This window comes from Rhizobium lusitanum, assembly GCF_014189535.1.
In the GTDB taxonomy this organism is placed as follows: domain Bacteria; phylum Pseudomonadota; class Alphaproteobacteria; order Rhizobiales; family Rhizobiaceae; genus Rhizobium; species Rhizobium lusitanum_C.
In genome coordinates, this window is sequence record NZ_CP050308.1 from 1,366,938 (window position 1) to 1,380,270 (window position 13,333).

A 13,333-nucleotide genomic window follows, 5' to 3' on the forward strand; every position below is an offset into this window, starting at 1 on the left:
ATGCCGGATTATCAGCTCATCAAGAAAGAACTCGAAGGCATCGCCATCGAAGACAATCCGGCACTGGTGCGCCAGAAGAGCCGCGATTTCTACTGGTATTCGCCGATCCTGAAAGCGCAGCTCGACAATGTCACCGCCGATCTTGTCGTCACCCCGAAGACCGAGGAAGAGGTGATCCGCACGCTGAAGGTGGCCTATGCCCATGACGTGCCGGTTACCCCGCGCGGCGCCGGCACCGGCAATTACGGCCAGGCCATGCCGCTCTCCGGCGGCATCGTGCTCAACCTCGCAGCCATGAACAAGGTCAAGGAAATCCATCCCGGTCGCGTCATCTGCGAGCCCGGCATCATCATTGCCGAGCTCGACCGCCAGACGAAGGCCCATTCCGGCCAGGAGCTGCGCTTCCACCCCTCGACGGCGCAGACTGCAACCATAGGCGGCTTCATCGCCGGCGGTTCCGGCGGCGTCGGCTCGATCACCTGGGGCGGGTTGCGCGACATCGGCAATATTCTGCGCCTGCGCGTCGTCACCATGGAGGCCGAACCGCGCGTCCTCGACCTCACCGGCTGGGACCTGACCAAGGTCAGCCACGCCTACGGCACCAACGGCATCATCACCGAGATCGAAATGCCGCTAGCCCCGGCTTACGATTGGGTGGACGTGCTGGTCGGCTATGACGACTTCATGGACGCCGTGCGCTTCTCCGACGCGCTCGCCAAATGCAACGGCATCCTCGTCAAGGAAATCGCGCCGATCGCGGCTCCCATCCCGTACGAATATTTCACCCGCCATAAGCCTTACATCCGTCACGGCCAGTCGGTCGTGGCGCTGATGATCGCGCCGCATTCGATGGAGCCATTCGTCGCCTTTGCCAGCCAGCAGAAGGGCGAGATCACCTTCCGCTCCGACAAGGTGGAGAGCATGAAGGGCATCCCGCATGCCTATGAGCTCGCCTGGAACCACACGACGCTACGCGCCATCAAGGTCGACCCGAGCATCACCTATCTGCAGGTGCAGTATCCGGGCCCGGATCATGTCGCCAAGGTGCAGAAGATGGTCGAAATCTTCGGCGACGAAGTGCCCGGCCATCTCGAATTCATCAAGTTCGACGGCCAGATCCAGTGCGCCGGCCTGCCGCTGGTGCGCTATACCTCCGAGGCCCGGCTGGAGGAGATCATCAAGATCCATCAGGACCACGGCTGCCCGATCTTCAATCCGCACCGCTACACGCTGGAAGAAGGCGGCATGAAGCAGACCGACACCGTCCAGCTCGCCTTCAAGAAAGAGACGGATCCCAAGGGTCTGCTCAATCCTGGCAAGATGATCGCCTGGGACAATCCAGACTTCGATTTCAAGTCCGGCCAGAACTATCTCTTCCCGGGTCTGGCGGCGCTGATGGAGGCCTCATGAGGGTTCTCGTCCTTCATTCGCATCCCGTCGAGGAGAGTTATGGTGCTGCCCTGCACCGGCAGACGGTCGAGAGCTTGAAAGCCGCCGGCCATGAGGTCGACGACTGCAATCTCTATGCCGAGGGTTTCGACCCGGTTCTCTCTCGACAAGGCCGGATGATCTATCACGATTACCCTGACAATACCGAGGCGGTGAAATCATACGTCGAACGGCTCCAGCGCGCCGAAGGCCTTGTTATCGTTACCCCGGTCTGGAATTTCGGCTTTCCAGCGATCCTGAAAGGCTATTTCGACCGTGTCTGGCTGCCGGGCGTTACCTTCGAACTGGTGAACGGCAAGGTGATCTCGAAGCTGAAGCACATCCAGAAACTTGGCGCCGTGATGACCTATGGCGCCGATCCCTTCCGCGCCTTCATCGTCGGCAACCCACCGAAGAAGATCATCAAGCGCATGATCCGTGCCATGATCAAGCCCTTCGCCCCGGTCGTCTTCCTCGCCCATTACGACATGAACCGCTCGACCGATGAGACGAGAAAGCGGTTTCTGGAGAAGGTGAAACGGGAGATGGAGCGGTTTTAAAACGCTCCGGAATTCGGACTTAAGCCGGGACGAGCCCGTGGCGCAGCATGACCTCTTGCGCCTTGGCAAGGTCAGGTTTGCCGGGCACATTGATCACGTCGGCGATCTCTTCGAAATAGCGGCGTCCGATGGCGCCCGGCGTGATGACGACCAAAGCTCGTGCGCTGCTCTCATGCAGATTCTCATGGTGATGGACGCTGCCGCGCGGAATGAAGACAGCGTCGCCAACACCCAGTTCCTGCTTTCGACCATCAACGGTGATCGTCACGATACCCTCGATCCCATAGAGGATTTCGTCCGCATCCTTGTGATAGTGGGGCGCGGGTACGCGGGCGTGGGACGGAACGATGAACTCGAATACCGTAGCGCCTTTGTCGTTCACCAGGAAGCGCAGCTCCAACTCCCCGATGCGTACGACGTCATGTCCATTCGCTTCCATCAGCCTCATCCTTGCTGTAAAGTAGCTTTACAAAATAAACGTAAAGCGACTTTACAAACATGTCAATGTTCAATGAGCTGACAAAGCAACCCAACACGAACGAGAAATTGCAACCGCCTTTCTTCGGCGCTCTGCTGCGCATCGTCTGGCAGGACGTTCGCAATCGGATGCACAAAGCTATTCACGACGCCGGCTTCACGGATTTTCAGGACGCTCACTTCGCGGTGTTCTCCTATCCCCTGCCGGACGGCATCAGACCATCCGAATTGGCACGGCAGAAGAAAATGTCGCGGCAAGCGATCAACTATCTAATCACCCAGCTCGAAGAGCTGGGATATGTCGAGCGGCGCGCTCCTGAGAACAGCGATCGGCGTCTTATATATCTCAGTGCGCGGGGACAGGAGATAGCCGAAACAATCTTCACCTGCCTACGCAAGCTGCACGCTGAATGGGCGGAAGAGATCGGTCACGAACGGTTCGATGTCTTCCTCGACGTGCTGAAACAACTTTCCCTCAAAGCGCAGGAAAGCACGCAAGAGGCTGGCGTATAAGCCATCTGCACGTCACTTCGTCGTGGATATCAGCAGGAACATCGGGCGCTCGCGCTCGATCGCCCAATCCGGATGCGTGGCAAGCTCCTCATCCGTCGGCGTCCACTCCTCGACATGCGCGATCGTAAAGCCCGAGCTGATCAGCAGGTTGAGCGTCGTTCCCATGGTGCGATGCTGCTTCACGACGCCTTCGGCGAGCCAGTTCGTCACCCGTGGCCCTTCCATCTGATAGCTGTCGAGCGGCCATGTCTTGCGGCCTTCAGCATCGACCAGCCAGTCCGGCCGTCGCGGCGCCATGTAGATCGGGTGTTCGATGGAGAAGATCAGACGCCCACCGGGCTTCAACGCCTGATGGATCGTCGCCAGAAGCCCGGAGAAATTCTTGATGTAGTGAAAGGCGAGCGAACTATAGACGAGATCGAAAGCGGCGGCCGGAAGCTGAAGATCTTCCAGATCGGCCTTACCGTAGCGAATAGCCTTGTCAGCCGTCTCAGCCTCAGCGCGGGCGAGCATATTGTCGGAGACATCGAGACCCAACACATTGGCCGCGCCCTGCTCCCTCGCCCAGCGACAAAACCAGCCGAAGCCGCAACCGAGATCGACAATCTCCAGACCGCGCAAGTCGGGCAGCAACGCCCGCATCGACGGCCATTCCGCCGCGCCCGCCAGCCCATCGATCGACCGCTGCAGCTGGCTGTAGCCCTGGAAGAAGGCCGGATCATCATAGATGTTCTGGGTCATGCTCGCCTCCCAAGGCTCGATACAGCTTGTCCCGGTCAGATCGCGGGTTTCGGTCGCGACAGCCATTGCGAATAGGGCTTTACGCCGAAGCTCGGATCGGCCGCATCCTCAAGCACATGGATATACTCGATCGAATGCCCATCCGGGTCCAAAAAATATTGCGAAACTGCCGGCATCCAGCCGAGAACGACGGGCTCGTCCGATGGATTGTCGTTCAAATCGAGCGGCTGAACGCCATGTGCCTTCAGCGCGGCGGCAGAGCCGAGAACATCCTCCAGCGTGACCCGAAACGCAATGTGAAGCCGCATTCGGAGCGGCGCGCTGCCTATAGCCCAGAGGCCGAGCATGCCCTTCCTTTTGTCGTCGATCCAGAAGAATGCGACATTCCTGTTCTCAATGACGGTTGCCAGCTCCAGCCCGATCACATCGCGATAAAACCGGATCGAACGATCGAGATCGACGACCGTCAGATGGGTCTCATACAGACCCAGGATTTGCGGCATCGGCACATCTACCATCTCTTTTGAAGCTCCTGTCATCACACTACCTTCGCTGCGGTTACTTCGACCTCTACTAAAAACTCCGGCCGCGTAAACCCGCCGACGATGATCAGCGTCGAGACCGGCTTCGGATCGAGCGTATAGCGGTCGCGAACAGCCATGTAGGCGGGAAAATCCTCGCGCCTGGTGACAAAACCGGAAATGCGGATGACATCGGCAAAGCTCATGCCGGCCTCCTCCAGGATCGCCTTGATCGCCTCGAAGCAAAGCTCTGCCTGGCCGGTCACATCCGAGGGAATGCTGTCGTCGAGCGCAATACCGACCTGGCCCGAGGTCACCAGCAGGCTGGCGCCCGGCGGCACCAGCAGGCCGTGATTGTAATTGCCGAACGGGCGGCGGACGGAGGGCGGATTGAACGTCTTTTTCATCGGCATCGATTCCTCATTTGTAGGACCGATTTCAGCATTTCAACAATCGGTGGACAAGCCGCTCAGAGCACCTGAACGACCTCCTTCACTCGATTTCTCCGTACTTCCAAAAGGATATGCCCAAAGAGCGCGGCAAGCACGATCGGCCCACCAACCAACGTCGCCTTTGAAGGCAGCTCCGCCAGGAACATCCAGGTCCACAGCGGCGTCAGCGGCACTTCAAGCGACGTTATCAACGTGGCGTCAGCGGCTGGGATCAGCCGCGAGCCGAAGGTATAGAGGCTGAGACCCATGGCGCTCTGGACAAGGCCGAAGGCGACGATCAGACCCAGGTCGTGTCCCGACACCATCGACGGCGAGGCAAACCAGAAGGTGACCAAGGAGCAGAGCCATGCGGACAGAGCCATCGCCGGAAGCATCGGCACATCGCGGTGCTGGCGCATGATGACGGCAAGACCGGCGACCGCCAGGGTCATGATGACGGCAAGCCCCTTGCCGAGCCAGCTTCCGTCACCGGCAGACTCACCGGACAGCATCACCAGCACCCCGGCCAAGGCGACGACGCTGGCAACGAGCGTCGTGGCGCTCGGGCGCTCCCGGATGAAGACATAGGCGACGCCGGCCGTAACGAAAGGCACGGTCGCATAGATCACCATCGCATCGGCAATGGAGGTGTAATAGATCGAGCCGATACCGCCGATCATGGCTGTCGTGGAGAAAACCGTCGCGGCCAGCGACGGCCAGCGCATGGAGCGAATAATCCGCCAGCCATTGCCGCGCTCAATATAGAAAAACAGCGCGAAGACGCCAAAGCCGGTGACGACGCCGCGGCAGAAGAGAATGGTCATCAGATCGGCGTGAATGGTGCGCACGAACAGGCCGGATGTCGACCACGCCAGGGCCGAAAGCGCCACATAGGTCACGCCCAGCCGATACTGCTGCTGCTCCGCCAGCGTCACGACACGAATCCTCCCGAATTTCTTATGTTTTATGGCGCGACTATTAGCGAGTGCAGGAACAGCCTACAAGCCATGCTTGCGGCCTGCATGTCGCGGATGCGAGAAGAAAATGTAGCGGTTGCAGAACCGCCACGGCTGCTTCAATCCAAACCGGCCCATCCGTCTTGCGGATATTTCAAGCGCCTTTAGGGTATGGATGATTCGGCAGAGGGAGAAACAATGCAGCTATTGCTGGCAAGCCTGTTTGCATGCGGCTGCGTGAGCCTGGTCGATGCCGTGCCATGGCCTGTTGCCGAGAGCTATATCAACCCCGCCGTGGAATGCAGCCAGAGCGCTGATCCGGGTGCTTGCCGGCATACGCGGGATAGCTGGAAGACGGAGTACAGCGACGCCATCGACGGGAAATATCAGGGGCAGCGAAACGTCGCATTCTGCCTGAGCACGGGCTGCGACAAGGCCATCCAGCCCGACAAGATCCTCGGCTGCGCCTGGCGTATCGTCATCGCGAAATCCGGGCACAAAGAGTTCGATGACACGGATGCCATGAACCTCAAGGCGTTCTGTGGGCCTGACTATATTACGCAGGTGGACAGGCGAGTGGCCGAGACCCAGGCGAGAGCCATGGTGATGATGATCGGGAAATAGCTGAGCGCCTTGCGGCCCACTGTCTGCCTTCCTACGCGATCACGGGACAGCCGACACTCGCTTATAAACGATCGTGCGGCAGCTTTCGACCCCATATCGGACGTTCCAAAACCTGTAGTGACCTTTCGAAAGCTGCCCTCGCCCATAGGACATTTGAGCAGCGCGGAATTCCGATTTCGTCTATCCATAGAGATATGATTTCGGAGGGGCAAATGAAGGTACCGGTAGAGTTCGAGAACATTATCGCTGATGTCGAAAAACGACATGAGCCGCTTCCGTCTCATTACTTTCAGACAGAGTTGATGAAGGCTCGCACGGCGCTCGGGAAAGATCTCGACGCCGACCTAAATGCGGGTGCATTTGCTGAACTCGTCGCATGGACCCTGACGACCGAAGCCTGGGGCTTTGAGCCGTGGCATTCTTATTTCGGCCCGTTCGGCTCATGGATCAGCATCGACGGGAAGAAGGCATTCGCGCCGGCTGTCGATCAGGTCGACGAAGCCATCTTCCAGCATTGGGCCAGCCGTGTCAGTCAGTTCAGGCACCCAGGACTGCAGGCTCGCTATGCGGACCTATGCTGGGAGCTTGCGAGGACGGTCGGCAATGCTAAGCCGGATTTTCGCCATGCCGTCGCTGCCGTTGATGCGTATCTCGAGGGCGTGTCTAGCGGTCTCGTCACAGAGTTTCATGAGCAGATCGCATCAGCGAGCCGGGCACTCGATATCGCTCGCCAGATCCGGGACAACGAGCGCGCCGAGGCAGCCATCGTCATGCTCCTGCAGCTTCATGACAAAGCCGTGGCGGGAGAGGGGTGGTGGTGGAAGACCTACGACCGCCTCATCGCGGATAAAGCATTGACCGACGACAGGCGCGCCTATCTCGCCCAGAGCCTAGAGGGGCTGGCGGCTGACTACGCAGACACTGCGAGCGCTGAAAAGTTCGACCCCTTCCAGCTTGAGAACGTCTCTGAACGGCTGCAGGCCTACTACAATCGCGTCGGCAGCCGCCCCGATGTGGTCCGGCTTCAGGAGACAGTGGGTAGGGCTTTCGAGCACACCGCCGGTCTTGGTGACAACCTGCGCGCGTCTTCGATGCTACAGAGCGCCGAAAACGCCTATCTCGATGCCGGCAAGCAAGAGGATGCAAAGCGAGCGAGAATCGCGCGAATAAAAGCGATCGAAGTGTCTCGAGAGGAAATGCAGTCGTTTGAGACCACTCAGACGATTACGATGGAGGAAATGGATGCGTTCGTCTCCACGATGGTCACCGACGATCCGCTGCACACCTTCACCAGGATTGCGAACCAGTTCGTGCCTGAGGTCGCGCAGATAGAGGCGCAGATCAAAAAAGGCGGGGAGGATGGTGAGGGTTCGATCATGAACTTCATTCCGATCGCGATAATGGCGAAAGATCATCAAGCCGCGATGCTTGGAGGGGTAGAAGACGATCTTGATGGACGTGTAATCCATCATGCCCAGCAGAATGTGCAGTGGACTTCACCATACCTGCACCGCGCGCTGCAGGCAGCGATCGAGAAACATGAACTCAATCCATATGCGGTTACCGGGTTTGCCGAGCGCTCGGGTCTATTCGAAGATTCCAGCTTCCTACTCGAAGGAGTGGGCGCGTGGTTCGCTCACGATCACATGAAAGCAATCCATGTGCTGGTGCCCCAGGTAGAACGTGCCCTCCGTACCATTACCGGTAAACTGGGTGAACCCGTCACTAGAAAGCACCCAGCTATGCTTGACCGCGAGATCGCTATCGGCATGGGTGAAATATTCGGAAACAAGGTCGTTAAGGACATCCTCGGCGCTGATCTGACGCTCTATTTCAAGCTCATTTACTCCGACCCTCGGGGACTAAACCTGCGGAACTCGATTGCACACGGCACTCTTGAGCGCGGTATGATCAATGCAGTTATCAGTGATCTCCTGATCCATTCTCTGCTTGTACTTGGCCTGTGGGATCAACTAGCCGACCACCGGAAGAAGAAGGCCGGTGGGGGCTGAGAGAGGATTGAGCCTACTCGAACTATCGTGCACGTTGTCGTCGAACTCCGTGACCCGTGAAAGGCGGCCTTTCCAGCGTGATTTCCCAGAAGCCGCCAGTCCGCTTCCCACCATAGATGAACTTAATCAACGCCCCGACTGTACGGCGGATTCCGGGGGGCAGGCGATTCTGATTTAAACAGCTAGGATTGGCGCAAGCTCACCGCCAGAAGCACTTCGGAAAAGCCGATGGCATTTGCCACCGGCTTTTCTGTTTACGCATAGGACGCAAAGAATCCCCGGATCGCCTCGATCTCGTTCGGGCGGATATCATGGCCGCCCGGATGCCAGTCGAGCGTCACTTCAGCCTTCTGCCGCGTGAAATAATCCGCCAGCGCCTTGGTCACGGGCGCCGGTGAGATCGGGTCGCGTTCGCCGGCCGTGATCAACACGCGCCGACCGTCGAGTTCGGCATTGTCGCGCGGCTGAAACGGGATTAGCGGGTGCATCAGCACAGCGGCGTCGAAGAGATCGCCGTGCTCGATCAGCACATTGGCGAGAATATTCGCGCCGTTGGAAAAGCCGAGACCGAGCACCTGCGAGGCACCGTGGTCGATGGCCAGGCCCTTGACATAGGCAGCCATCTTTTCCGTTGCGCGGGCAAGGTCGGCCATGTCGTAGACCCCCTCGCCGGTGCGGCGGAAAAAGCGGGCGGCGCCATGTTCCGAAACGTCGCCAAGCGGCGAGATGATGGTGGCTTCCGGCAGCAGGCGACTGCCGAAATCGAAGAACTGGTTCTCGTCACCGCCGGTACCGTGGAAGGTGAACAGGATAGGCTTGCCGGGTGCACCGGGCTTCACCCGGTGCACATAGATCGTGTCGGTCATAATCTTACCCCTCGCTTAGACGTCCAGCGGTTCGAGATGCTCTTCGAGCAGCGCACGCAAATGCGTATGCTGTTCCGGCAGCTTCAGCGCCTCGCCGAGATGAGCAGTGTCCTCGTCGCGGTTGAAGCCGGGCTCGTTGGTGGCGACTTCGAACAGTACGCCGCCCGGCGTGCGGAAATAGATCGCCCAGAAGTAATCGCGGTCGATGACCGGGGTCACCTGATACCCCGTCTCCATCAGAGCCTTGCGCACTTCGAGCTGCTTGGCGCGGTTCTCGACGGAGAAGGCGACGTGGTGGACGGAACCGGCACCGGGAAGCGCTCGGTTGATGCTAGGCATGGTTTCGAGATCGACGATATCGGCACCATTGCCGCCGGGAATGGCGAGCCGCTTGACGCCTTCATGCGTGTCGACAACTTCATAGCCCATATACTTCAGCAGTTCGGCCGTGGCGCCCTCGTCCCGCAGCCTCATCGCGACGGAATGGAAGCCTCTGATCGCGTGTTCGGCATCGACGCCGCCATGGGTCCAGGGATCACGCTTGTCATCCTTGACCTCGACGAGCGCGAAACCGTCGCCATCGGGACCAGAGAAATGCAGGCGCTTCTGGCCGAAGGATTCATCGGCCTTCAGTCCCTCGACGCCCTGCTTGCTGAGCCGGTCTGTCCAATAGCCGATCGCACCTTCCGGAATAGAATAGACGGTATTGCCGACTTCGCCGGTGCCGGGACGGCCACGCGCCATTTTCGGGAACGGGAAATAGGTCATGATCGTGCCGGGCGTGCCGATCTCGTCACCATAATAGAGGTGATAGACATCGGGTGCATCGAAATTGACGGTCTTCTTGACGCGGCGAAGGCCGAGCGTGTTGGTGAAGAACTTGTTGTTGGTGCGGGCGTCTTCCGCCATCGAAGTAACGTGGTGAAGACCCTTGATCTGATTGAGCATCTCTAACCCCTTGTCTCGCCCGCAACGGCAGGCGTTTCTCATGGGCAGAAGATGGTCCGAGAGCGAGCGTTTCGATAGCCCTCAAGTGCCAAACGGATTGTCTTCAATTATTGAACGATGAAAGATCGTCGTTCACTGATGGTGTTTTCGGGGTGGAACCTAACCTATCGGCATTGCATAAACCCGTCACGCACGCTAAATTAATCTAGACAGTCTAGCTAGGAGATCGACCAATGGACTGGCCATTGCAAGACGCCAAAAATCAGTTTTCGAAAGTCGTGCAGAAGGCTCGTAGCGAAGGTCCACAAACCGTGACGCTACGCGGCGAGCGCGCAGCCGTCGTTCTCTCCGCTGAAGATTATGACGCCCTGCGGGCCGGCAAGCCGAGTTTGGTCGATGACCTGCTATCGGAACCGATCTGGGATGATGAACTGGCCGATGCAGTAATGACGCGAGACAAGACGCCAAGCCGGGATGTCGCCTTCTAATGTATCTGGTCGATACCAACGTTGTTTCCGAAGCCCGTCGCGGTACGGTCGAAGCAATTTCCTGGCTACGCTCAGTCGAGCCCTCAACCGTATATCTGAGCGTCATCACGCTCGGTGAGGTTATGCGCGGAATTGCACTAAAGCGCAGGTCCGATCCACGAGCCGCCACGCATTTGGAAGAATGGCTCCGTAAACTCCGCCATGATCACAGCGGCCGCATTCTACCCATCACCGACCAAATTGCCGTCGAATGGGGACGTCTCGCCGCATTGCGCCCGCGCGGCGAAGCTGACGGCCTGATTGCCGCAACCGCAATCGTCCACGATCTGATTGTCGTCACCCGCAATACCAAGGATTTTGACGATACCGGTGTGTCGATAGTTGACCCCTGGGATCAGGCATCTCACTGACCGCCCGGATCACTCGGCAAAGCCCATTCAATCGGCTCCCGGCCATGTTCTTCCAGATAGGCATTGGCCTTGGAGAAATGTCGGCAGCCGAGGAAACCGTTATGGGCGGAGAGCGGCGACGGATGCACGGATTTCAGCACCAGATGCCGCTCCGTATCGACGAAAGCGGCCTTCTTCTGCGCGTAGGAGCCCCAGAGCATGAAGACGACGCCATCGCATTCGTCGTTGACCTGGCGGATGACGGCGTCGGTGAAGCGCTCCCAGCCCTTGCCCTGATGCGAGGCGGCTTGCGATTCCTCGACGGTGAGCACGCTGTTCAGCAGCAACACGCCCTGTTTCGCCCAGCTTTCGAGAAAACCATGACGCGCCGGCGGAATACCAAGATCGGCCTCCAGCTCCTTGTAGATATTGACCAATGAGGGCGGGATGCGCACGCCGGGGCGGACGCTGAAGCAGAGCCCATGCGCCTGGCCGGCGCCGTGATAGGGATCTTGCCCGAGGATGACGACCTGCACCTCATCCAGCGGCGTCAGGTCCAGCGCCCGGAAATACTCGCTGCCGCGCGGAAAAATCACCTTGCCGCGCTGTTTTTCCTCGACGAGAAAAGATTTGAGCTCATGCATATAAGGGCTGTCGAATTCCGGCGACAGCGCCTCCTTCCAGCTCTCTTCCAGCTTGATACCCGCTTCCGCCATCGTCTCTCGCCTTCGTCCGTTATCAGCATGTCGATTGAGGATGAAAGCGGCGGCGTGTCAAGAAAATGGCGGATGCCGTGATGACGAGATCACAGTTTTTCGGCTTCGCCGAACCATCGTGACGTGGCTTGCGCAACCTCCTCCTGGTTAGGAACACCCTCATCGACCCAGGCGACGATGCCGTCGGGGCGCACGAGCACGGCGCTCAAGCCAAGCCTGTCCTCGGCATCGCTTGCGAGATAGACGATCCGACCATTCCAACGGCTCGCCAGTGCTTGAAGCGGTGTATCCGTCTCAAAGTCCAGCAAGAGGCCTTTCCCGTTTCGGAGGTGATCACCGAGCTTCGTCCCGTCAGCCAGCTCGAAATCGGGAGCGCTGCGGCCGACGAGCGGGTGACTACCTCCAAGATCATAGCGGAGAGACACACCCCAGACGCGCTCGGCGAAATAGGTCGCGCCGTCGCGTGTGTCGATGAGATCACGAATAATGGCTTCGAGCGCGCGCGAACTCCTGCTCGGCCGCATGAGCGCCACCTGGGCGCGCGACCAGTCGAGAACCTGCGCTCCGACCGGATGACGTTCGCTGACGTAGCTATCAAGCAGATCGGCTGGCGCGTTACCGTGGATCGTCGCAGCCAGCTTCCATCCCAGGTTCATTGCGTCGCCAAGTCCGAGGTTAAGCCCCTGACCGCCCAGGGGAGAGTGGATGTGGGCGGCATCGCCGGCGAGCAGCACCCGCCCGTTGCGATAAGCCGTTGCCTGGTAGGCGCGATCCGTCCAGGTAGTCGCAAGCCGGAGGGCCGTCAGTGTGACGTCGGTGCCGGAGATATGGCGCAATACAGTCTGCACATGTTCGAGCGTCATCGGCTGTGCCCGGTGGAAAGCACCCCCGTCGAAATCGACCATCGCGATGGTCCCCGGCTTTTGGTAGGTATACATACCCGTCGGCGTATAGTGACGGCCCAAGCGGAGCTTGTCAGGGTCGGCCATCTCGACGTCGACGGAATAGCCGGTGAACTCGGGATCGGTGCCGACGAATGCAAATCCCGCCGCCTTGCGCACCGTGCTGCGGCCGCCATCGCAGCCGACGAGCCAGCGTCCGCGAAAAGCCTCACCACCGGCGCGAATGGTCACCCCTTCGCCCGACTGGTCGAGGCTCTCGACGCCAAGGCCGCGCCTGATCTCGACGCCCATCGCGATTGCACGAGCGGCCAGGACGGTTTCGAGATATTCCATCTCGACCGCCATGCTGGTGCCGGCCGGACTTGGCAGGCGATACGGCCATTTCGAGGTATCGACGTTGTCCAAATAGAACTGAATGCCTGCGAAATGACCGCCCGGGCGGCGCGGCTGTTGCATCCAATGCGGGGTGGTCGAAGCACTGCCGTCGGCCGGTTGATCTTTCGTGCGCTGCGGTTTCGCGATGTCGTCCAGCAACCCGCGGCGGTAAAAGGCTTCGATGGTGGGCGCGGAAAGGCCGCGCATGCCAAACGGGAGCCGCTTCAAGGGCGAATGCGGGTCTTCGGCTTCTTCCAGCACCAAGACCGAGAGGTCAGCGAGGCGCAACTCACAGGCGAGAAACAAGCCGACAGGGCCTGCACCAGCAATCACAACATCATAAATTTTAAACAGATCGGCCATGAACTACTCCTTTATGGTCGTTC

The 13,333-nt window shown here is 59.2% G+C and carries 16 protein-coding genes; 7 read left to right on the plus strand and 9 right to left on the minus strand.

The window, feature by feature from the left end; genetic code table 11:
- Both HB780_RS20370 and HB780_RS20375 read left to right on the plus strand, forming a co-directional pair.
- Positions 1-1,410, plus strand: a complete 1,410-nt coding sequence (locus tag HB780_RS20370; RefSeq protein WP_183695670.1) for an FAD-binding oxidoreductase — start codon at positions 1-3, stop codon at positions 1,408-1,410.
- Positions 1,407-1,988: an NAD(P)H-dependent oxidoreductase gene (locus HB780_RS20375; protein WP_183695674.1), complete on the plus strand. Its 582-nt coding sequence runs from the start codon at positions 1,407-1,409 to the stop codon at positions 1,986-1,988. The genes HB780_RS20370 and HB780_RS20375 overlap by 4 nt, the downstream gene beginning before the upstream one ends.
- Before the next feature lie 19 nt (positions 1,989-2,007).
- Here the strand turns inward: HB780_RS20375 and HB780_RS20380 are convergent, their stop codons facing one another.
- A complete protein-coding gene (locus HB780_RS20380) occupies positions 2,008-2,427 on the minus strand; it encodes a cupin domain-containing protein (RefSeq protein WP_183695677.1) in 420 nt (139 codons plus the stop codon).
- 59 nt (positions 2,428-2,486) lie between these two features.
- Here HB780_RS20380 and HB780_RS20385 point away from each other — a divergent pair, with 59 nt between their 5' ends.
- Entirely contained in the window at positions 2,487-2,978 is a 492-nt protein-coding gene (locus HB780_RS20385; RefSeq protein WP_183695680.1) for a MarR family winged helix-turn-helix transcriptional regulator, read from the plus strand.
- A 12-nt stretch (positions 2,979-2,990) separates the two neighbouring features.
- Here HB780_RS20385 and HB780_RS20390 read toward each other — a convergent pair whose 3' ends face one another.
- The 4 genes from HB780_RS20390 to HB780_RS20405 form a co-directional block, all read right to left on the minus strand.
- On the minus strand, positions 2,991-3,719 hold the full coding sequence (locus HB780_RS20390; protein ID WP_183695683.1) for a class I SAM-dependent methyltransferase: 729 nt from the start codon (positions 3,717-3,719) through the stop codon (positions 2,991-2,993).
- A gap of 35 nt (positions 3,720-3,754) precedes the next feature.
- Positions 3,755-4,237 carry a VOC family protein gene (locus HB780_RS20395; protein WP_174161036.1) on the minus strand — a complete coding sequence of 161 codons (483 nt, stop codon included), beginning with the start codon at positions 4,235-4,237 and terminating at the stop codon, positions 3,755-3,757.
- A 20-nt stretch (positions 4,238-4,257) separates the two neighbouring features.
- Complete coding sequence (locus HB780_RS20400) at positions 4,258-4,647, minus strand: RidA family protein (RefSeq protein ID WP_183695686.1); 390 nt, start codon at positions 4,645-4,647, stop codon at positions 4,258-4,260.
- Positions 4,648-4,709: 62 nt separating this feature from the next.
- Complete coding sequence (locus tag HB780_RS20405) at positions 4,710-5,606, minus strand: DMT family transporter (protein WP_183695689.1); 897 nt, start codon at positions 5,604-5,606, stop codon at positions 4,710-4,712.
- Positions 5,607-5,825: 219 nt separating this feature from the next.
- On the opposite strand from HB780_RS20405, the gene HB780_RS20410 reads away from it, so the two are divergent.
- Together HB780_RS20410 and HB780_RS20415 are read left to right on the plus strand one after the other, a co-directional pair.
- Complete coding sequence (locus tag HB780_RS20410; protein ID WP_183695691.1) at positions 5,826-6,251, plus strand: hypothetical protein; 426 nt, start codon at positions 5,826-5,828, stop codon at positions 6,249-6,251.
- Between the two features lie 212 nt (positions 6,252-6,463).
- Positions 6,464-8,263: a DUF4209 domain-containing protein gene (locus HB780_RS20415; protein WP_183695694.1), complete on the plus strand. Its 1,800-nt coding sequence runs from the start codon at positions 6,464-6,466 to the stop codon at positions 8,261-8,263.
- A gap of 254 nt (positions 8,264-8,517) precedes the next feature.
- On the opposite strand, the gene HB780_RS20420 is transcribed toward HB780_RS20415, so the two are convergent.
- Both HB780_RS20420 and HB780_RS20425 read right to left on the minus strand, forming a co-directional pair.
- Complete coding sequence (locus HB780_RS20420; RefSeq protein WP_183695697.1) at positions 8,518-9,129, minus strand: alpha/beta hydrolase; 612 nt, start codon at positions 9,127-9,129, stop codon at positions 8,518-8,520.
- Between the two features lie 15 nt (positions 9,130-9,144).
- Positions 9,145-10,077: a VOC family protein gene (locus tag HB780_RS20425; protein WP_183695700.1), complete on the minus strand. Its 933-nt coding sequence runs from the start codon at positions 10,075-10,077 to the stop codon at positions 9,145-9,147.
- Positions 10,078-10,310: 233 nt separating this feature from the next.
- Between HB780_RS20425 and HB780_RS20430 the strand changes: the two genes are divergently transcribed.
- On the plus strand, positions 10,311-10,565 hold the full coding sequence (locus HB780_RS20430; RefSeq protein ID WP_183695703.1) for a type II toxin-antitoxin system Phd/YefM family antitoxin: 255 nt from the start codon (positions 10,311-10,313) through the stop codon (positions 10,563-10,565).
- A complete protein-coding gene (locus HB780_RS20435) occupies positions 10,565-10,975 on the plus strand; it encodes a type II toxin-antitoxin system VapC family toxin (protein ID WP_183695706.1) in 411 nt (136 codons plus the stop codon). The genes HB780_RS20430 and HB780_RS20435 overlap by 1 nt, the downstream gene beginning before the upstream one ends.
- On the opposite strand, the gene ung is transcribed toward HB780_RS20435, so the two are convergent.
- Positions 10,969-11,670, minus strand: a complete 702-nt coding sequence (gene ung, locus HB780_RS20440) for a uracil-DNA glycosylase (RefSeq protein WP_183695709.1) — start codon at positions 11,668-11,670, stop codon at positions 10,969-10,971. The two genes, HB780_RS20435 and ung, sit on opposite strands and share 7 nt — an antisense overlap.
- A gap of 89 nt (positions 11,671-11,759) precedes the next feature.
- The gene (locus tag HB780_RS20445; RefSeq protein WP_183695712.1) at positions 11,760-13,310 is read right to left on the minus strand and encodes an FAD-dependent monooxygenase; all 1,551 of its coding nucleotides are present in this window, start codon (positions 13,308-13,310) and stop codon (positions 11,760-11,762) included.
- Between the last annotated feature and the right edge of the window lie 23 nt (positions 13,311-13,333).